This window comes from Hymenobacter ruricola, from assembly GCF_015694525.1.
GTDB classification, from domain to species: domain Bacteria; phylum Bacteroidota; class Bacteroidia; order Cytophagales; family Hymenobacteraceae; genus Hymenobacter; species Hymenobacter ruricola.
Map to the genome: position 1 here is coordinate 321,756 of NZ_JADQDM010000004.1, position 20,166 is coordinate 341,921.

The following is a 20,166-nucleotide window of genomic DNA, read 5'->3' on the forward strand; positions in this document are numbered from 1 at the left end:
GCCTGAGTACCACCCCGGAGCAACAAGGCAAAATTACCAGGTTGCCCGGCGAAAAGCGGCATTTGGTCGGCCAATTCACCTGGCTTCTATCCCGATTCATTGACCCGGAATCCGCCTTCGGCAGAAAGCACTTTCGGACGGGCTCAACGCGGGGGAGTATTGTGCCATGCTATCCGCAGCCGGGCGCTGCATTCCCTTTTTGTCACCGTCAACCCCCACCCGTACCGCATGAAACTGCCCTCTTTCGCCAAACCCTTGCGCATTTCCCGAACCCGGGTGTTGTGGAAACTAACCAAAGCCGCCCTGGACAAGGACCAGCCGGTGCTGGTGCAAATCGTGGTAACGCGCCGCTGCAACCTGGCTTGCGGCTATTGCTACGAATACGACAAGGTATCGAAGCCCGTCCCCCTGCAAGAGCTGAAAGCCCGCGTCGACACACTGCGCAAGCTAAAAGCCGTGTTTGTGACGCTCAACGGCGGCGAGCCCCTGCTGCATCCGCACATCGCCGAGCTGGTTCGCTACATCGCGGAAGCCGGTATGGTGCCGATGATAAACACCAACGGCCACGTGCTGAAGGCTCCGCTCATCAAAAGCCTGAACGAGGCCGGCCTGTTCGGCATGCAGCTCAGCTGCGACAGCCTGGAAGACAATGAGGTGACCGAGAAAAGCATGCGCCGGCTGCGCCCCAAACTGGAGCTCCTGCGTGAGCACGCCCGGTTTATGGTGCGGATAAATGGGGTGCTGGGTTCCGGCAACCCGGCCGAGATGGAGGAAGTGGCCAAGGTGGTGGTGGGTTTCAGCTTCGGGTTCCAGTGCTCGCTGATGCGCGACAACGCCGGGCAGGCCCTCCCCCTGAGCGAGGCAGCCCTGCAGGCCTACCTGCGCATTCGGGCCATGAAAGGCCGCCTGCCCCAAATCCTCAACGATAACTTCCAGCTGCCCCTGGCCCGTGGCAAAAGCAAGCCCTGGAAATGCCGGGCCGGGGCGCGCCACTTCGAAGTTGACGGTGCCGGCTTGGTGCACCTGTGCCAGCCCAAAACCGGCTCGCCCGCCAAGCCCCTGGCGGAGTACTCTGTCGCAGACATCCGCGCCCAGTTCGACTGCGGTAAAGCGTGCTCGGCCCGCTGCCCCATTGCCTACGCCCACCTGGGCAGCCGGCTCGATGGCTTCCGGAGCCAAAAAAGTGCTCAAGCCTGATGGAACTGAGCCTCATCATCCCGGCCTTCAACGAAGCGCAACGCATCGGGCCCACGCTACGGCGCGCGCATCGGTTTCTGGCCGCCCGGCCCGCGCGCTTTGAAATCCTGGTGGTCGACGACGGCTCGACCGACGACACCGTGGCGCTGGTCACGGCGCTGGCCGCCGAGCTGCCCGGCGTGCGCGTGCTGTGCTCCCCGGCCAACCGGGGCAAAGGCCACGCGGTGCGCCTGGGCATGCGGGCGGCCGCTGGTCGCATCCGCCTGTTTTCCGACGCCGACGGCTCTACCCCCATCGACGAGCTGGACCCGCTGCTCCAAGCGCTGGCCGAGGGGGCCGACGTTGCCATCGGCTCGCGCTACCTGGCGGCGTCGCGGGTCACGCGGCCCCAGCCCTGGTTCCGCCGGGCCTGGAGCCGCCTCGCGAACCGGGTGGTGCAGCGCGTGCTGCTGCCCGGCGTGGCCGACACGCACTGCGGCTTCAAGGCCTTTACGGCCGCGGCGGCCGAGCGCATTTTCGGAGCCTGTACTGTAGACGGCTGGTCGTTCGACCTGGAGGTGCTGGCCCGCACCCGCGCCTTGGGGTTCTGCATCCTGGAAGTGCCCGTGCGCTGGGAAAACGACGAGCGCAGCAAAGCCCGCCTCCGGCAGTTGCCCCGGGAATTTCGGCACGTGTACCGCCTTCGCCAGCAGCTTCGGCAAGCAGAGAAGCTGGCAGGCAGGTAACCAAGGGCGAAGCATCGCCTGAAAATCAACCGTTTATTTTTTGTCTTCTGGAATGGATGCTTTCGTTGTCATTTTAATCATTGCTGTTGTGGTGGCCTGGCGGGTATGGGGCCTACCCAAGCGCTTTCTGGAGTTGCAGGCTGAGGTGAGAAATCGCCAGGCTGAGTTCAGCAAGCGGCAGGCTGAGATGCAAGCGGAGCTGCTGCGCCTGCGCGAACAAGTGGCCGGTCTGCTCGAAGCGGGGACGCCACCCACAGCAGCCCCCACGGCCGTGCCCCTGGTTCGGCCAAGCACCGCTGCAACGGCGGCTTTCGTGCCAGTCGGTGCTCCAAAATCGGGAGCCCCTCCGGCTAGTTCGCCAGTCCGCGAGCCGGTTGTGCCGGTGCCGCCGGCGGCCCTGCCCATTGCCCCAGCACCCGTTCCGGATAAGCCGGCAGAAGTGGAGCCCGTCGTCATGCTGCCAGCTGTGCCGCTAGAGCCAGTGGAGCCGGTGGAATCACCGCGCTTGCCAGAGCCACCGGTGGTTCCGGCAGCACCGACACCCGCGCCCGCGCCGGCGTCGGTTTCACTGGAATCGGTTCCACTGGTCCTGGTTCCAGCAGTTCCGGTATCCGTGCCGGTAGTGCCCGCGCCCCCGGTAGCTGCGCCTGTTTCTGAGCCGGTTGTCATTCCTGTTTCTGAGCCTATTGTCATCCCCAATGAAGTAGCGGCCCCGGCTCCACCGCCTGTGCCACCCGTCCCGCCAGCGCCGCCCCGGCCGCTGCGGCGCCCGCCGCCCCCACCCGAGCCCACCGGGCCCACCTGGTGGGAACGGGCCGCCACCCTTATCCTCGAAAACTGGACTGGCATCCTCGGGGCCGTGGTGCTGGTTACGGGTGTCGGCTTCCTGGGCATCTACGCGGCGTTGCGGGTGAGTCCGCCGTTGCGGTTTCTGCTGATTTGCGCGTTCGCGGCGGGCCTGTTGGGCGTGCGGTGGGCACTCCGCCAGAAAAGCTTCGCGCGGCAACTCAACGGCTGGCTACTGAGCAGCGCGGCGGCCATTTTCCTGTTTGCCTGCGTGGCCGCCGTGAGCATTGAGGGCCTGCGCTGGGTCACCGCGCCCTGGGACTACCTGCTGCTCCTCACCGGCGTGGGGGCCAACCTGCTCCTGGCCTGGCGCGCCAGCCGCGAGGAAGTAGCCACGCTGCACGGCGTGCTGAGCCTGGTGGCCCTGGCGGTGCTGCCGCCTACGGCCCTCACGCTGGGCACGGCGGCGGCGGTTACGGCGTTCACCATCGCCATCACTTACCGCCAGCGGTGGAAGTACCAGCTGCTGCTCGGCATCGTCAGCTTCTTCGCCTTCCACCTCTACTGGCACCGGCAGCTGACGGACATCCCCAACTCCCTGCGCCTGATAGCCATGGCCCTGGTGGCGCTGGTGGGCCTGGCCGCCGCCGTGGTGCAGTACCGCCGCGTGTACGCCCAGCGGCGGTTTGAACCCTTGCTTTTTACCGCCCACCTGCTCAACTGGACCTGTCTGGGTATCAACCTGTACCTGTACAGCACGGGTTCCGTCTGGAAAACCATTCCGTTGGGCCTGGGCGCGCTGCTCACCTTCTGGGCCGGGCGTCAAGCCAAGAAGCTCGGCATCGGCTGGCTGTTCCAGACCGATACCATCATCTCGCTTATTCTGGCGCTGGCCACGGCCCTGTCGCTGCAGGGCTGGCACGCTACTCCCACGGTTATCCTGGTGTTTATGCTGCTCGAAACGCTGCTGGTGGCGCTGGTAATGGCCCGGCAACGCGAAGCGCTGGTGTACCGCGTGGCGCTGTCCGCCGCGTGCCTGGCGGGCGGTGGCCTGCTGTTCTTCGCCGCCCTCAACGCCGATTCCAGCCTGCTCCAGGTGTTGTATCGCAATGCTTTCTTGCTGGCCCTGGCGGGCTGGGCGGGCCTGGCGTTTACCCAGCTGATGTACAAGCAGGCGCTGCTGCAAGCTGATGGGCCCGACACAAAGGCATGGGTGGGGGCTACTTCCCCCGCCAAGTCGGCTCGCAACCTATTGGCGGGCTTTGCAGGGCTGGCCGGCTTGTTGCAGGCGGGGTCCGGACTGCTGCTGACCCGGGTGCTGTTTGGCTGGGACCACGCGCCCGTTGCGTTGCTGCTCGGTGCTCTGCTGGTTCTGAGTACCGGCGCCTTGGCCCTGGCGGCCTGGGCACGCACCGCTCCCCAAATCCCGACCTGGGTGCGGCAGCAGCAACTAGTACTGGCGCAGGGCTTCGCGGTGCTGGCCGGTCTAGGCCTGCACGAGTTAAGCCTGAGCTGGGCGGTGGTACTGGGCAGTCTCTACGCCGAGAATGTGACCGTGGCCTTGCTGGCTGTCCGGCGGCGCGAGCCGCTGCTGTACCATATTGCCCAGGCCGGGGCCTTTCTGGCCGGTGGCAGCTTGTTGCTGACTGCCTGGGCGAAGGTAAACCACGCCCTGCCCCGTGAACTGTACCGCGACGCCCTGGTGCTGGCCCTGACCGGCTGGCTGAGTCTGGCATTCCTTCGCTGGGCTTACCGGCAGCTGTCGGCTTCCGGCTCATCAGAACTATCCGACACGAACCAACGCTTGCTTAGTGGCTTTGCGGGGCTGGGCGCTTTGCTGCAAGCCAGCACGGGCCTGCTGCTGGCACGCGTGCTATTTGGCTGGCAGCCGGCGCCGGTAGTGGCGTTGTTGGCAGCGCTGCTGGTAATGGGCGGCGTAGCGCTGGGATTGGCCGCCTGGGTGCGTGCCGAGCCCCGGCTGCCCGCCTGGGTACGGCCGCTGCAGCTGTTGCTGGCTCAGGTATTCGCCCTGCTCACGGTGTCGGGATTGCACGAGTTAGGGCTGAGCTGGCCCGTGGTGCTGGGCCTGCTTTTTGCCGAAAACATGGCGGTGGTCCTGCTCGCCGCCCGGAAGCGGGAGGTCTTCATCTACCGGGTTGCCCTGGCCGGCGCCTGTTCCGCAGGAATAGGTTTGCTGCTACTGGCCATAGGCAACGCCGACCACAGTCTGCTGCCTACGCTGTACCGCGACGCCCTGGTACTGGCGTTGGCTGGCTGGGCTGGACTCATCTTGGTTGATTTCACCCACCGCCAACTACTGCCTGCACAGCAAGCCGACGGGCCGCATGATGCGCAAACCGACCGTGACCTGTTGGGCGGCATTGTGGGGCTGGCGGGCTTGCTGCAGGCCGGCACCGGGCTGCTGCTGGGCCGGGCGCTGTTCAGCGCACCCGGCGCGCCGGTGGCCTGGCTGCTGGGGGCGCTTGTGGGCATGGGGGGCATTGCGCTGGGCCTGGCGGCTTGGGTGCACGCCCAGTGCTTGCTGCCTCGTTGGGTGCGGCGCCAGCAGCTGGTGTTGGGACAGGCATTTGCCGTGCTGGCCGCATTGGGCTTGCACGAGGCAGGCCTGAGCTGGCCCGGCGTCCTACTGGTTCTGTATGCTGAGAATCTGCTGGCCGCGCTGCTGCTGCGTGGCCGCGACGAAGATGACCTGTTGCACTTGCAGACATATCTGCTGGTGCTGCTGGCAGCCCTGTTGCCCCTGTTGGTACGCCACACGTCACCGGGAGCCTTCGGGGCGGAGGTGCGGGCGGCCTTGCTCGTGGGGGCGGCCCTGCTCACGGTGGGCTACCAGCTACGGCACCAGTTGTGGTCGGCGGCAAGCGAAGAGTATGCGGTGCTGCCGCTCAGTGGCACCTTGCGGTTGCCGGTGCTGGGGCTGGCCGTGGGCTGGCTACTGCTCAGTGGCGGCGCGCTGATGTACGACCAAGTCTGGGCCGCGTGGGCCATGGTGGGCTTGCTGAGCGGGCTGCTCTACCTACGGCACCGGGTGGCGGTGCCGGGCCTTTGGGCCGGGCTGCTGCTGGCGGCCGTGGGCTACCTGGGCTTGCAGTGGAGCTACGCGCTGCGGCCGGCGGCCGGGCAGCTGGCCAGCGCGGGGGCCGTGCTGCTCTACCTGCTGCCCACGCTGGCCGTGCCGCTGGTGGGCACCTGGGTGTCGTGGTGGGCGCCGGCCCAACGGTTCGTGCGCGGCCCGTGGGTGTACCTGCTGGGGCTGCACCTGGTGGTGGCGCTGGTGGCCGCCGTGCCAGCGGGCCACGTGGCTTACCTCGCGCTGGGCTTTACCGGACTGGCGGGGGCGGCCTTCGCCGCGGCCCGGGTGTGGCGCCGCCGCTTGCCCGACGAGACGGCCGTGTGGCAGGCCGGCCTGCCCGACCGCTACCTGCTGCACCTCAGCTACGGGCTACTGCTGGCGGGCCTGCTCACGCACGGGTACCTCCTCGCGCTCGATGAGCGGTTCTTCGGCCAGCCCGCCGAATACGTGACGGCGGCGCTGCTCTTCGCCACGCTGACGGCCCTGGCGTTGGCGGCCCCGCCCGCTACGGGCCCGGTGTACAACACCTGGCGCCGGCTGCATCCCTGGCTACCCGAGGCGGCGCTGCTCTTTGGCACTGCCACGCTGGGCCACCACGTGCGCACGCCCTGGCTGCCGCTGCTGTGGGCAACCGGCGCGCTGGCGCTGACGCTAGTGGCTTCCAGAATCCCAACGCGCTTCCGCCGATTGGCCGCGTACGGCCGGCTCTACTATTGGCTGGCCGCCGGCACGGCCAGCCTGGCCAGCCTGCGCTACATCACTCCGGAGCAGCTTCTGAGCTTCGATTGGTGGGGAATTTCGGCGGCGGTGGCCTTGCTGTTTGCCTACATGGCCCTGGCGCTGCAAGCGGTCAATCCTCCTGCCGGCCTCTCGCCCGCCTGGGAGCGGCTAATTCACCCGCCGCGCCGCGTGCTCGAAGCCTGGCTGCTCTATCCGGCTTTCCTGGCGTTCACGCTGCTGCTCGTGCAGTCGTTCGACCACTCGGTGCTCACCGTGTTGCTCATGCTGGAAGTGGTGGCCGTCTTTAGCACCAGCCTGCTGCTGCGGCGTCAGGATTTGCGCTATCTCGCCCTGGCCGGCATGCTGGGCTCGCTGCTCCGGCTGGTGTTTTTCGACCTGAGCCGCAGCGGCACCATCACACGGGCCTTCGTCTTCATATTCATGGGGCTGCTGCTGCTGGGCATGAATGCGCTATATGCCCGTTTTAAGGCCCGTTTCGTCACCGGAAAATCGGCAGAAGACGATAGAGAGCCGGAGGTACTGGCCAGGCCGGACGTTCAGGTAGAATAAGGGAAGTCCGCTTGCCATGGTCTGGCAAGCGGGCCACTCCCATTTACAGTACATTCCCAAACAGTTTAGGCCATCGGCCAGTCCATTGGCCGGCCAGCAAAACGGTCCGACAAACAAAACGAGAGATTTCCTGACGAGCCCTCTAAGGTGCGTGGATAATCGCCGACCTTTGGGTAGTGTGACGCTATGAACTCAAAGATGCCGATTGGGCGCGATGAGCGCCCTTGTTGCCGGGCAAAGCCGGCGACGCGGGCCGCTCGGCTGCCGATAACCACTCGTTTTTAAACGCGGTGCTCTGGATAGTGCGCAGCGGCGCGCCGTGGCGCGACTTGCCCGAGCGGTTCGGGCCGTGGAATTCAACGTGCCGGCGCTTCCGCCGCTGGGCGCAAAAAGGCGTCTGGCAGCGCGTGTTTGAGGCCGTGCAAGACCTGGACCTGGACTGGGCCATGCTCGATTCCACCAGCGTGCGGGCCCACCAGCAGGCGGCCGGGCAGAAAAAGCAGTGCCCCGGCCGAAGCCCTCGGCCGTTCGCGGGGCGGCTTCACCAGCAAGTTCCACGTCGTCGTAGACGCGCTGGGCAACCCGTTGCGGCTGGTGCTCACGCCCGGCCAGCAGGCCGACGGCACCGTCGCCGCCGACTTGTTGGCGGGCTTGGCGGTGGGGCCGTGGCCGTTGTCATCGTGCCCAGCAGACGCAGCCAGCGCACCGCCAACTTGACTGCAACCTGTACGCCGACCGCAACAAGGTCGAACGCCTCTTTAACCGCCTCAAGCGGTACCGCCGCCTGGCCACCCGCTACGAGAAAACCGCTTCCTCGTTTCTGGCCTTCGCCCACTGCGCCGCTACTTTCGTCTGGCTCCTGTAATTGTCCACACGCCCTGGAAGGTGGGAGGGAAGTCGCTAAGACGTCGTGTTGAGCTTGTTGAAGCCGTTCGGCCGCTTCACTGAATGGCTCATGCGAAGCGGCCGAGCGGCTTCGGCGGCGCTAGTTCGACGAATAGCTCATTTCGAGCCACTGCGTGCCGTTCCAAAGCAACAGAATCGTGTCATCGGGGTTGAGGGTGCGCGTGCCGGACGTGTTGACGTTGCTGCTCTGGCCGATTTCGAATTCATTGGCGCCGGAACTGATGCTTTCAATCATCAGAACCTGGCCGCGCTGCAGGCCATTGCCCAGGCGGACGGTGCGGGCGGTGCCGGTGGGTGCGTTCGACGAAAGGCGGAGGTAAGACCGGTCGCCCACGGCCACGGCCTGCTCGTCGGCCGAAAGAAACACCGCGTTGCCGCTGTCGCGCAGCGTCAGCGCGCCCAGCACGTCGAGGGTGGTGGCGGGGTTGGTCATGCCGATGCCCACTTTCACGGCGTTGGCGCCGGTGCCGCCCAGCACCATTGCATTGTCCACGCTCACCTTGGCGTTGGCGCCGATGGCGGTGGTGTTCACCCGGTCGCTGGCCGTGGGCCCGGCTTTGTAGCCCAGGGCCGTGTTGTCGGTGCCCGCGCCGTTAAAATCGCCGCTGCGGGAGCCAAAAAAGGAGTTGTGCGCACCGCTGACGTCGCTGACGCCGCTCTGGTAGCCATAAAATACGTTTTCGCTGCCCATGAAGTGAAGCCGGCCGCTTTGGTAGCCGCTGAACACGTTGGCATCGCCCAGCAGGTTGGCGTAGCCACTCTCGTGCCCCATAAACTGGTTGTAGGAAGCGGTGATGTTGGAAAAGCCGCTTTGGTAGCCGCTGAAGTAGTTGTCGGTGCCCCCCACGTTGTGGAAGCCGCTTTGGTAGCCGCTGAACTGGTTTCGCGTGCCCTCGGTGTTGCTGTTGCCCGCCTCGTAGCCGATGAATTGGTTGATGCTGCCCGAGGTGTTTTCCAGCCCGCTGCGGTAGCCCAGGAACAGGTTGGCGTTGCCGTCCACGTTGCTGTAGCCACTGAGCGAGCCCAGAAACATGTTCTGGTTGCCGAGGGTGTTGGTCTTGCCGCTCAGGTAGCCGATGAACTGGTTTTCGCTGCCGGCGGTGTTGTTCATGCCGCTTTGGTAGCCCACAAACAGGTTTTCGCCCCCGTCCTGGTTGCCGAAGCCGCTTTGGTAGCCATCAAACTGGTTGTTGCTGCCCGTGGTCGTGCTGCGGCCGCTCTGGTAGCCCACAAACTGGTTGCCAACGCCGGTGGTGGTGGCGTGCCCGGCCCGGAAGCCCACGTACACGTTGTTGCCGGCCGTGTTCTGGCCCAGGTTCAGGCCGCCGTCGGCGCGCACGCCCAGGCCCACGCTCGCGCCAATGCTGGCCCCGCTGCCGGTGAGGGCGTTGGCCTGCAGCCGCAGTTCCTGGGTGGCGAGGTGGTTGCCCAGGTTGTCGGCGCCGGGGTTGAAGAAGGCCCAGGCCGGGGCGCCGGACGTGCCGGCGTTGTACCAGAAGCCGGGCTGGGCGCCGTCGGTTTGAAACACGAGCAGGGCCTTGGCCGGCGCGGCAATGCCTTGCCGCTGCGCCTCGCTCATGCGCGGCACCAGCAGGCCCTTGGCCGTGCTCGCCACCTCGAGCAGGGCCGAGGCATCGGGTGTGGCCGTGCCGATGCCCACCTGGGCCTGCGCCGGGGCGGCACCGGCCAGCAGCAGCAACAGGGCGGCCGGTGCCAGGCGGGAGTATAGGGTTTTCATAATGCTGGGGATGGAGGGTGAAACAGAAAAAAGCATGGTGCCAGAAAGCATAAGATGGCCGGAAGCGGCTACTGCGCAGCGTTTTCCGTTGTCGATGAGTCAAAGCTACCGGCACCTCCCAACCACGGAAATAGCGGATTGAGCAATGCCCGGAATGAGTTGATGAATGAAGGCATTCGCTTAAGGGCAGGCGGGTGGCTGTGTGGCTACATTGCCCGGCCCGAGCCACGCCGTCGGAGCACACCCAACGCGGCAGCTTCCGGCAGCCCAGCCCCGGCAAAACCGGCAAACGCCCCCGGCCACTCAGGACCGGAGGCGTTTGCCAAGGGATTCAGCGCCATTTTACCGCTTAGGCTAGCTCCTGGCAAGCCAACGGCGAAGCGGCCGCTGGCCCGTTTTCCAGCCTTATTCGCGCACCACTTTCAGGCGGACTACGCCGCCGCTTTGCTGAACGGTGAGCACATACACGCCGCTGGGAAGCCGGCCCAGTTCGGGCAAAGCCAGGGTGCTGCTGCCAGCGGCCAGGTCCTGGCGGCGGCTGAGGACGACCCGGCCCTGGGCATCGTGCAGCGTGAGCTCCGCCGCACCAGCCGCCGCCGGGTGCACCGTGAGGCTGGTGCCCGCGCCCGCGAACGGGTTGGGCCAGGCGGCGGCGTGCAGCGGCGCCGTGGCGGCCACCTGCACGGTGCGCACCGGCGAGAGGTGGGCCGCGCCATCGGCATCCACCTGGCGCAGGCGGTAGTACACCAGCTGGGCGGCGTAGCGGGCAATGTTTTCATCCAGCAGGCGGTAGGTGCGGGGCTGGGCGGGGCTGCCCTGGCCGGCCACCGTGCCAATGCGCCGAAAAGCGCGGCCGTCGGCGCTGGCTTCTACTTCAAACCGGTCGTTGTTTTTCTCCGAAGCCGTGGTCCAGGTGAGTTGGGCATCGGCGTTGAGGGCTTGGGCGTCGAAGCTGGTCAGCTCCACGGGCAGCGGGTTGGCCGCGTTGCTGATGGTGAACGTGCCGAGCGAGGCCACGCTCTGGGTGAGGGCGCGGCCCGCCGCGTTGGTGCCCGCACTGGCCGAAACCCAGGGGCCGGCGTTGGTGGCGGCTTGCCAGAGGCGGGCCTGGGCGAAGCCCGCAAGGCCGTTGTCGTCGTCGGGGAGCCAGCTCAGGCTAACGGGCACGGGGCTGCTGGGCGGGTTGGTGGGCACCACGGTCCAAATGCGGTCGATGCCTTTGGTGGTGCCGCCCAGGTTGGTGCCGTGGCTCTGGCCCGCCGCCAGCAGGCCCGCGCTGCGGGTCACGCTCACCGCGCCCAGGGCCTGGCCCGTGCCGTCGAGCCGCACCCCGTGGCCGAAGTCCACCAGGCCGGGCACGGCGTTGCGGGTTATTTTCAGGTGGCCCTGCACGTAGCGGCCGGGGGCTTCGCCCGCCAGCACCGCGCCATCGGGCAGGCTGATGGTGGCACTGGCGGCGGTGCGCACCAGGCCGGCCACGAGCGTGAGGGCACTGCCGATGGTCAGGCTTTGCGGAACGAGCAGGCGGTTGCTGCCGGCCGCGCCGGCATTGTCTACCGTCACGCTGGCCAGGGTGGTGCCGGCGGGGGCCGTCAGGGTTTGGTCCTGGCTGCCGCTGAAGCGCAGCTGGCCGCTGCCGCCCAGGCCGCCGGTGCTGGTCAGGTCGCCGGTCGTTTCCACCGTGCCGTCGTTGGCGAGGGTGCCGCCGGCGGTGTTGAGCACGCTGCCGGCCACGTAGAGCCGGGTGCCGGGCTGCACCTGCAGCAGGCCGTTGTTGGCCAGCATCTGAGCGGCGGCGGGACGCGGGAGCAGCTGCGCGGCCAGCGCAAGGCAAGAGAGTAAAGTTTTCATATACAGTAACATATTAGCGTGGAAGGCAGCTGCCCGAACGGCGCAAAGGCGAGAGAATGCAGGGCGGGCCCGGGCTGGCAAAATCAGGCGGCCTGCTGCAGGTATTGTCCTGCAGAAACGCCGGCTTCTATGAAGCGTCTTTCAAAGGCAGACATATAGCGCACCCACACTTGCTGGCCGCCCGCCTGCTCGCAGCACAGCTGGGCGGGCTGCGCCTGCAGGCTGCAGATGCGGGCCAGCTGCCCGGCATCGGCCAGGGAAAAGGCAGTGCCGGGGCGCCACTCCATCAGCGTGGATTGGTACTTTGGCGTAGGGTACGCCACACTGCCCTGCTGGCCAAAGTGGCGAACCGGCTCGAAGCCCAGGGTCCGGGACATGGCCATGGTGTGCGGGGCGGCCAGGCCGTACAGGCAGGGCGCCACCCGGGGGCCAGGGCCACGGAATAGCGCACCAGCAGCTGGGGCAGGCCCCGCCGGCCGTGCCAGGCCGCTACCCACAGGCCGCAGGATTCGGCCGCGCCCAGCAGCAGCGCCGGGGCCAGCACGGGCAGAATGTCGGGGTGCGCGGCAGCCAGCGCGGCTACCAGCGGCAGGGGCCGGCCGGGCCGGGAGCGATGCAGGCGGATGCCGCCGGCCGGGTTGCCCTCGGCGTCGCGGGCCAGCACCACCAACACGTTGGGGTCGCCGAGCCAGTCGGGGCCGCCGCTACCCACGGCTTCCAGGCCGTGGCGTTGCAGCACGCGCTGGTGGCCGTGGTAGAAGGCCAGGGCTTCGGCAGGTTCGTCGATGGCCCAAAAAGCGGTGAGATGATAGTCAGGGTTCATCAGAAAGCAGGAATGAAGGTGAAGGGCGGGCCGCAAACGGGCCGCGGCCGGTGCCGGGTAGTATCAGGCGGCGATGGGCAACGGGGTTGCCGGGCACAGCTGGCGGCCCGGGTCGAAATAGTGCCGGCCCGAGCCAATGGGCTCGCCCAGCAGGATGCGGCGGGCCGTGCCCGCCGCCACGGCCCCGCCCAGCATCACGTCGGTGCCGAGCTGGGGCCAGGTGGTGATGGTGCGGCCAATTTCCGCCAGCGAGTTTTTCAGCCGGTCCGACAAGTGGTCATAGTCGAGCAGGCGCAGCACGTAGGGCAGCTTTTCGGCGGCCGTGCGCAGGCCGGCCAGGTGCTCGTAGCCGACGTCCTCCGGCAGGCGGCCGTGCAGCAGGGGGTAGTCGGGGTCCAGGTCGAAGCGTTCCACGTCGAGCATGCCCCGGTCGCTGGTGTCCATCAGGAGCGGAATGCCGGCGTGGCGGGCATGCTGGCGCAGCAGCACCTTGACGGCGAGGTCGTCGCATTCCTCCACCAGCAAATCGAGGGAGCCGCCTCAACCGTTAATCAGCGGGGTGGTGAGCAGGGCCAGCGACTGGTTGATTTCTCGCTGCGTGACCTCGTGCTCGACCAGGTTGCCGGCCAGGTACTGCTCGTAGGCGGCCATGTCGAAGTGGCCATGGCCGCAGAGGTTGAAGACGATGGTTTCGGCCCGGCCCTCCTCTTTGCAGCGCTGGGCTTCCTTGATGACGGTGGCAATGGCGTGGTTGGCCTCGGGCGCGGGAATGATGCCTTCGGCGCGGGCAAACTGCACGCCCGCCGCGAAGCAGGTGAGTTGGTCGTGGGCCTGGGCCTCAATCAGGCCGTCGTGCAACAGCTGGCTCACGATGGCGCCCGCGCCGTGGTAGCGCAGCCCGCCGGCGTGAATGGGCGCCGGCACAAAGTTGTGGCCCAGCGTGTACATGGGCAGCAGCGGCGTCATGCCCACGGCGTCGCCGAGGTCGTAGCGGAACACGCCGCGGGTGAGCTTGGGGCAGGAAGTAGGCTCGGCGGCAATGCAGCGGACTTTTTTCCCCTCGGCGAGATGATGCCGCAGAAACGGGAAGCCCAGCCCCGCAAAGTTGGAGCCGCCGCCGAACGGGGCCACGATGACATCGGGAAAGTGGCCGGCCATTTCCAGCTGCTTTTCCGTTTCCAGCCCGATGATGGTCTGGTGCAGCAGCACGTGGTTGAGCACCGAGCCCAGCGCGTACTTGGTGTGCTCCTCGTGCACGGCCATTTCCACCGCTTCCGAAATGGCCATGCCCAGGCTGCCCGGCGAGTTGGGGTGCGCGGCCAGGATGCCGCGGCCGGCGGCGGTGCGGATAGAGGGCGAGGGGTACACGTCGGCGCCCCAGGTGTTCATCATGATTTTGCGGTAGGGCTTGCCGTCGTAGCTGGCCCGCACCATGTACACCTCGCAGGCCAGGCCGAAGTGCTGGCAGGCGAAGCTCAGGGCCGAGCCCCACTGCCCGGCGCCGGTTTCGGTGGTGATTTTGGTGGTGCCGGCCAGCTTGTTGTAGTAGGCCTGGGGCACGGCTGTGTTGGGCTTGTGCGAGCCCGCCGGGCTCACGCCCTCGTACTTGTAGTAGATGCGGGCCGGGGTGTCGAGCAGCTTTTCCAGGCCGGTGGCCCGAATCAGGGGCGTGGGCCGCCAGATGCGGTAGATGTCGCGCACCTCCTCGGGAATGTCAATCCAGCGTTCCTGGCTGACTTCCTGCTCGATGAGCGCCGGCGGAAACAGCGGGGCCAGCATGTCGGGCCCGATGGGCTCGTGGGTGCCGGGGTGCAGCGGCGGCAGCGGCTTGGTGGGCATGTCGGCCACAATGTTGTACCACTGGCGGGGGATTTCAGATTCGGGAAGCAGTATTTTCTTGGTGTCCATGGCAAAGAGAGAAGGGGCAAGGGAAGAAGGGTGAATTGATAAAAAGCTCAGTAGGTCCCGCCGGCCAGCAGCGCGGCGGTGGGCGGCGCGGGGGCCGGCAGGCGCACCCGGCACAGCCCGGGCGAAAAAGTGCTGGCGTGCTGCCAGGCCTGGTACTGGTTCAGCGTGAGCACCCGCAGCCACGCCGCGGGCGGCACGGGCCGGGCCGGCCAGCGCAGCTGCCGCCGCAGCAGCACGGCCACACGCTGGCGCTGGTGGGCACTCAGCCGCAGGGCATCGGCCAGATAAGTGGTTTGGGCCGCCACCGTGGCCGTCACCGAATCGACGGCCGCCGCGGCATGGTTCTGCGCGGCGGCCGGGTGGCCAAACAGCCGGGCCAGCAGCAAAAGCAACAAGAGCAGGAAGACTTTCATGGGCAAAAAGCATAGAAGGTGGAGGGGAGCGCCGGGCCAGCCGGCAGTGCCTTTGCAGCAGCGGCGAGCCAAACATACCCGGCTGCCTGGCCGGCCCCCAAGGCCCACTTGACCAGCGCCCGGCCCCGGTTGACGAATGCCCGCAACGGCTTGAGCGCCACGCCGGCCGCCGGGCCACCCGGCCACCCCAACCGGCTTGCCTGGCCCGTGGCGGGCTTTTCGCCGCTCGGCAACAGCTGCTTCTGCGTCGGGCGCCTGCTTAGCCACTCTTCTCCCCCTGATGCCGTGCACCTTTTCACTCCATCTGCTTCGCGACGGCTGGCCGGTTTCCGCTCCGGGCTTTGCCGGGCTGGTGTTCGGCCGCCATGCGGGCACAAGGCAGGGCCGGCCGTTGTGGCGGGCCGCACCGTCACCTTCAACCCCACCAACCACCGCTTGCCGACCCAGCGAAACGGTGCTGACCACGGTGCGCACCACGGCTGGGAACAAGGGTGGCCTGAACCAGCAACCTGCCGGTGGGAAACTACTCCAGCAGCGTGGCGGCCGCCGACCTGAATTTATTCCTCAGCGAAAGCACCGCAACTACCGGCCGAACACGTCGCGCAAGGCCCGGCGCGCCGCGTGGTAGCCGCACATGCCGTGCACGCCCCCGCCGGGCGGCGTCGACGACGAGCAGAGGTACAGCCCTTTGGCGGAGGTGCGGTAGGGCGACAGGCGCAGCACCGGCCGCGTGAACAGCTGCCCAATGTCGAGCACGCCGCCGTTGATGTCGCCGCCCACGTAGTTGGGGTTGTGGGCTTCCAGCTGGGCCGGCCCCATGGTGTGGCGGGCCAGGATGCGCTCCCGAAAGCCCGGCGCAAACCGTTCCACTTGCTGCTCGATGGCGGCCGTCATGTCGCGCGGCGAGCCGTGCGGCACGTGGCAGTAGGCCCAGGCCGTGTGCTGGCCCGCCGGGGCCCGCGTCGGGTCAAACAGGCTTTGCTGGGCCAGCAGCACGAAGGGCCGCTCCGGGTGGTGGCCGTGCCAGGTGAGGTGCTCGGCGTGCGCTATTTCCTCCAGCGTGTTGCCCAGGTGCACGGTGCCCGCGCGGCGGCACTCCGGCGCCGCAAACGGAATGGGCTCGGCCAACGCCCAGTCGACTTTGAACACGCCCATGCCGTAGCGGTAGCGCCCCAGCTGCCACTTATACAGCGCCGAAAGCTGCTGCCCCGCGATGGCCAGCAGCTGCCGGGGCGTCACGTCCAGCAGCACCGCGTGCGCGGAGGGCAGCTGGCGCAAAGACTTCACGTAGAAGCCCGTTTCTATCCGGCCGCCCAGCGAGGTGAAGTACGACGCGAGGGCCGCCGCAATTTGCTGCGAGCCGCCTTTGGGCACCGGCCAGCCGCCCGCGTGCCCCAGCGCCAGCAGCACCAGCCCAATGGCCGAGGTGGCCATGTGGCCCAGCGGCAGCTGCGCGTGGGCCGCCATGCCCGCCCACAGCCCCCGCGCTTCGGGCGTGGCAAAGTGGCGGGCCAGCCGCTGGGCCGGCAGCAGGCCCTTGAGGCCAAACCGCGCCAGGGCCAGCGGGTGCGCCGGCAGCCGGAGCGGGCCCAGAATGGCCGGCGCCAGTTGCGGCCAGTCCGCCGCCACGGGCCCCACCAGCTGCCGGTACGCGGCGGCGTCGGCCCCGAGCCGGGCGGCAGTTTCGTCCAGAGAGGGGTGCAGCGCGGCGGCCGTGCCGTTGGCAAACGGGTGGGCCGCGGCCACGGGCGGGTACAGAAACTCCAGGCCGTGGGCCGCCAGCGGCAGCGTGCGGAAAAACGGCGACCCGGCCGCCAGCGGATGCACCGCCGAGCACACGTCGTGCCGGAAGCCGGGCAGGGTAAGCTCGGCCGTGCGCAGGCCGCCGCCCACCGTGTCCTTGCCCTCCAGCAGCAGCACCGACAGGCCCTGCTGCTGCAGCGTGATGGCGGCGGCCAGCCCGTTCGGGCCCGAACCAACCACGACGGCGTCAAAATCCCGTTTGGTCACGCGGGGGAAGTGTAAGGGTGAGGGGACAGGCCGCCGCGGCTTTCCGGGCCCCGGCGTTGGGGGTAATACCGCCGGGGGCAGCAGCGGGTTATGGGGCCCGGGCTCACAAGCCAGCCATTCAGCAAACCGCCGCGGTAAAAACGCAAAAAGGCCCGGCATCTGCCGGGCCTTTCTTCTCAAACGGAACCACCGCCGCTTAGATGTTCAGCTTCACGAGCTTCATGCCCATTTTCTTTTCCTTCTTGAGGTAGTCCACCAGCATCACGTAGCCGGGCTTGGCCGGGTACAGGAACGAGGCCGTGGCGTTGCTGGTGCCGTCAATCTTGTCGACCTTGAACTGGCCGTTGTCGCCAAACGCCACGTTGCCGATGACCTTTTTGGTGGCCTCGCCCTTCTCCTTGTCGTAGTTGATGTACACCACGTTGAACTGCGAGTTGGCGTCGTTTTTCTGGGTGAACTGGTAGTCGAACTGGCCCGACTGCCGGAAGTACATGCCCAGCAGGCCGGTGCCCATCAGGCCGGCTCCGGGCGGCACGTAGGCCACGGAGGGGTCTTTGGGGTAAAACTTGATGTCGGTGAGCTTGTAGTCGGGGTCGAGGGCAAACACCAGCATGTTGGCGATTTTGCCCTTCGACACCGAGGCCCCGCCGCCCAGCGCGGTGAGGGCAATGCCGAGGCCGTCGCCCACCACTTTGTACTGCTCGGCCACGATGTAGGTCTTGCCGTTGGAGCCGCGCACGATGGACTGCGTGTAGTTCACGAAGCCGTCTTCCTGGCTGGGGCGGGCTTCGGCGGGCATCAGGGCGGCCACTTCGTTGTGCCAGCCGTAGTTTTTCACGGCCACCGGCTTGCCGGCTTCGCTGAAGCGCTTGATGAAAAAGCCCTGGCTTTTGTTTACAAACGGCTTGTCGTTGAGCTTGTAGAACTCGCCCACGGCCACGAACTCGCGCTTCACGGGGTCGAAGGTGAACGAGCTGAGCGAAAGCTGCTCGGTGTTGGTGGTTTCCACCGGCACGTCGAACACCTTCTTGCCCGTGGCCGACTCGATGGCCACCATGAAGGCGTTGATTTTCTTCGACATCATGCCGTCGCGCCGCAGCACGGTGGCCAGAATGTACTTGTCCACGGCCTGGGTCAGGCTCACCGTTTCGTAGAATTTCGACTTCGGGTCGGAGCTCAGGCGCCAGCGCGGGGTCAGCTTGTCGTCGTACATCTGCAGGTTGTAGCCCTTCATCATGCCCTCGTAGCTGTTGCGCACGAAGCCGAAGTTGGGCACCGGAAACAGGGTCATGCCGCCCATCAGGCCCCCGCCGCCTTCGCCGTCGTTGCCCTGCGTCATAAACGACTGCTGGGTGGCCATCATGTCGCCCCGGTTCAGGTCGCCAATGGCTTTAAAGCCCAGCTTTTTGAGGCTGGTGTCGTAGGTTTCCAGCTCCAGCGTTTTCTCCTTCGAGTTGTAGTAGTACATCGCAAACGCCGAGCCGTTGAAGGCGTTGCGCAGCAGGAAATACTTGCCGGCCGGCTTCTGCAAGGTGATGTTGGACACCTTGTTGAGGTCCTGGTCGTAGAAATCGAGCAGGAAGTTGTCGTTTTTCTTGTCGGCCTTGTCGCCTTTGGTGTAGGTCACGTAGCCTTTCACCTCGTTGCCGGCATACACCGGCTCGATGGCCGTGCGGTAGACGCGCGAGATGTTGTCCAGGGTTTGGGTTTGGGCGTGCAGCGCCGCCGGAACCGCCAGCGCCACCGTAGCAGCCAGCAGGGTTTGTTTAACAAACATGAAGGGGGAAGTAGGGGTGAGAAATAAGCGGAATGATTAATGAATGGATTTCTTGGTGGGCGCGGCCGGCTTCGGAAACAGCAGCTTCGCAAACTTGCCGTCGTGGTAGTTGGCCAGGTACTGCTGTTTCAGGGTGGCCGCGCCGGGCTCGCCGGCCAGGGCCGAAGCCGCGTAGTTGGCCGCCAGGGCGTACTCGTTGGTGGGGGCCGCAGGGCTGCCGTTTTGGGCAAAGCAGGCCAGCAGGCCCTTGTAGTCGTCGGCCTTCCAGGCGTAGAGCGTGGTGAGTAGTTGGTTGAAATTTTCGGGGTGATGCTTCGACACGTTGCCCACCACTTCGTAGAAATCGTGCTTCAGCAGGTGCTCGCGCAGCTCGTACAGGCTCAGCGTCACCACCGAGCGCAGGTAGGCGTTCTGGGGCTCCTCGCGCAGCAGCTGCAGGGCCTCGAACAGGGCGTGGTCGTAGCAATCGTAGTCGAACCAGCTTTGCACCGACTCCAGCCGGCTCATGGCCACGATGCGGGCAAACTCCGGCGCCGGGGCGGCCGGGGCGTCGGCTATCTCGCCGTGGGCCAGCTCGCTGAGGTAGCGCATGCGCTTGGCGCAGTCGGGGTGCGACTTGAGGGTGTCGGTGGTTTCGAGCACCGTTTGGACGGGCGCGGCCACCGTGAAGATGGATTTGGACTTGGCCGGCGCCTCGGGCAGCGGGTAGGGCGAAGTGGCGCAGCCAAACGTCTGGCCCAGCGGCAGGGGCTCGGGCGAGAGCGGCTGGTCGATTTTGTCGAGCAGCTGCAGCACGCGGTAGGCCTGCTTCGGGTCGAAGCTGGTGCGCCGGAGCAGGGCGTAGCCCAGCGAGTCGGCCTGCTTTTCGTATTTGCGGTGGTGGAACGTGCTGTTCAGCGACAGGCCCAGGGCCAGCGCCTTCAGCTTCGAACTGATGTTGTACTCGTCGGCCACGATGCGCTTCACTTCCTTGCGCACCTGCTTGCTGTGGATTTTGGTGAGCTGCTCGCGCAGGCCGCGCTCCATGTGCCCGTACTGGATGTGGGCCAGCTCGTGGCAGAGCACGTAGGCCAGCTGGCTTTCGTTTTCGAGGCGGGCCAGCAGGCCCACGTTCAGCATCACGGTGCTGTTGCCCACGGCGTGGGCGTTGGGCTCGGGGTTGCGGCTGAGCACCAGCTGCACGGCCGGCAGCTGGGGGTTGGCCTTCCGGATTTGCTCGAACACGCGCTGCGCGTAGGGGTTCAGCACGGGGTCGACGAGGGCCGAGTAGCGCACCGTGTTGTACACGTCGGCGCACGCTTCCTGAGCAATGCGCTTGTAGTGGTCCTTGTACTCGCCGCTCACCGATTTGGGCGTTACCAGGTATTTCTGCACGGCCGCGCGGTGGGCCACGGCCATCTCGTGCACCCGCACGGTGTCCGGCGAGTAGTAGGGCAGGTAGGGCGCCTGCTGCGCCAGGGCCGGGGTAGCCAACATGCCGCCCACCAGGGCCAGCAAAATAAAGAGACGCATAAAGACGCCGGAAACTAAGATTTCGGAAAAGAAGGCAATTGGTCGAACCAAAGGTAGAACGACGCATTGCTATAATCCTAACCGGGAATCCTGGCCGGGCGGTATTTTCTGGTTCTGGCTGTGAGGGGCTTATGAG

13 protein-coding genes and 1 pseudogene are annotated in these 20,166 nt (G+C 66.7%); 4 read left to right on the forward strand and 10 right to left on the reverse strand.

Going from position 1 to position 20,166, the window contains the following annotated elements; all coding sequences use genetic code 11:
- Positions 1 to 228: 228 nt before the first annotated feature.
- From I2H31_RS11355 to I2H31_RS11370, 4 genes and pseudogenes are all read left to right on the forward strand, one after another.
- The gene (locus I2H31_RS11355; RefSeq protein ID WP_196293146.1) at positions 229 to 1,197 is read left to right on the forward strand and encodes a radical SAM protein; all 969 of its coding nucleotides are present in this window, start codon (positions 229 to 231) and stop codon (positions 1,195 to 1,197) included.
- Positions 1,197 to 1,922: a dolichyl-phosphate beta-glucosyltransferase gene (locus tag I2H31_RS11360; protein ID WP_196293147.1), complete on the forward strand. Its 726-nt coding sequence runs from the start codon at positions 1,197 to 1,199 to the stop codon at positions 1,920 to 1,922. The genes I2H31_RS11355 and I2H31_RS11360 overlap by 1 nt, the downstream gene beginning before the upstream one ends.
- A 727-nt stretch (positions 1,923 to 2,649) precedes the next feature.
- Positions 2,650 to 7,092, forward strand: coding sequence for a DUF2339 domain-containing protein (locus I2H31_RS11365; RefSeq protein ID WP_196293148.1), 4,443 nt, complete (start codon positions 2,650 to 2,652; stop codon positions 7,090 to 7,092).
- A 224-nt stretch (positions 7,093 to 7,316) separates the two neighbouring features.
- A pseudogene (locus I2H31_RS11370) lies at positions 7,317 to 7,957 on the forward strand (IS5 family transposase).
- 120 nt (positions 7,958 to 8,077) lie between these two features.
- Here the strand turns inward: I2H31_RS11370 and I2H31_RS11375 are convergent.
- The 10 genes from I2H31_RS11375 to I2H31_RS11420 all read right to left on the reverse strand — a co-directional run bounded on the left by I2H31_RS11375 (position 8,078) and on the right by I2H31_RS11420 (position 20,030).
- A complete protein-coding gene (locus I2H31_RS11375; RefSeq protein ID WP_196293149.1) occupies positions 8,078 to 9,736 on the reverse strand; it encodes an autotransporter outer membrane beta-barrel domain-containing protein in 1,659 nt (552 codons plus the stop codon).
- A 405-nt stretch (positions 9,737 to 10,141) separates the two neighbouring features.
- Positions 10,142 to 11,587, reverse strand: a complete 1,446-nt coding sequence (locus I2H31_RS11380) for a T9SS type A sorting domain-containing protein (protein WP_196293150.1) — start codon at positions 11,585 to 11,587, stop codon at positions 10,142 to 10,144.
- Positions 11,588 to 11,670: 83 nt separating this feature from the next.
- On the reverse strand, positions 11,671 to 11,874 hold the full coding sequence (locus tag I2H31_RS11385) for a hypothetical protein (protein WP_196293151.1): 204 nt from the start codon (positions 11,872 to 11,874) through the stop codon (positions 11,671 to 11,673).
- On the reverse strand, positions 11,874 to 12,410 hold the full coding sequence (locus tag I2H31_RS11390; protein ID WP_196293152.1) for a hypothetical protein: 537 nt from the start codon (positions 12,408 to 12,410) through the stop codon (positions 11,874 to 11,876). Before I2H31_RS11390 ends, I2H31_RS11385 begins: the two co-directional genes overlap by 1 nt.
- A 63-nt stretch (positions 12,411 to 12,473) precedes the next feature.
- Positions 12,474 to 12,929 carry a hypothetical protein gene (locus I2H31_RS11395; protein WP_196293153.1) on the reverse strand — a complete coding sequence of 152 codons (456 nt, stop codon included), beginning with the start codon at positions 12,927 to 12,929 and terminating at the stop codon, positions 12,474 to 12,476.
- 21 nt (positions 12,930 to 12,950) lie between these two features.
- Complete coding sequence (locus I2H31_RS11400; RefSeq protein WP_196293154.1) at positions 12,951 to 14,318, reverse strand: TrpB-like pyridoxal phosphate-dependent enzyme; 1,368 nt, start codon at positions 14,316 to 14,318, stop codon at positions 12,951 to 12,953.
- Positions 14,319 to 14,365: 47 nt separating this feature from the next.
- A complete protein-coding gene (locus tag I2H31_RS11405) occupies positions 14,366 to 14,731 on the reverse strand; it encodes a hypothetical protein (protein ID WP_196293155.1) in 366 nt (121 codons plus the stop codon).
- Between the two features lie 582 nt (positions 14,732 to 15,313).
- Positions 15,314 to 16,741 (reverse strand): phytoene desaturase family protein, encoded by a 1,428-nt coding sequence (locus I2H31_RS11410; protein ID WP_196293156.1) that lies wholly within the window; start codon positions 16,739 to 16,741, stop codon positions 15,314 to 15,316.
- A gap of 196 nt (positions 16,742 to 16,937) precedes the next feature.
- Positions 16,938 to 18,518 carry a DUF6770 family protein gene (locus tag I2H31_RS11415; protein WP_196293157.1) on the reverse strand — a complete coding sequence of 527 codons (1,581 nt, stop codon included), beginning with the start codon at positions 18,516 to 18,518 and terminating at the stop codon, positions 16,938 to 16,940.
- Positions 18,519 to 18,554: 36 nt separating this feature from the next.
- A complete protein-coding gene (locus I2H31_RS11420; RefSeq protein WP_196293158.1) occupies positions 18,555 to 20,030 on the reverse strand; it encodes a M48 family metallopeptidase in 1,476 nt (491 codons plus the stop codon).
- Positions 20,031 to 20,166 lie beyond the last annotated feature (136 nt).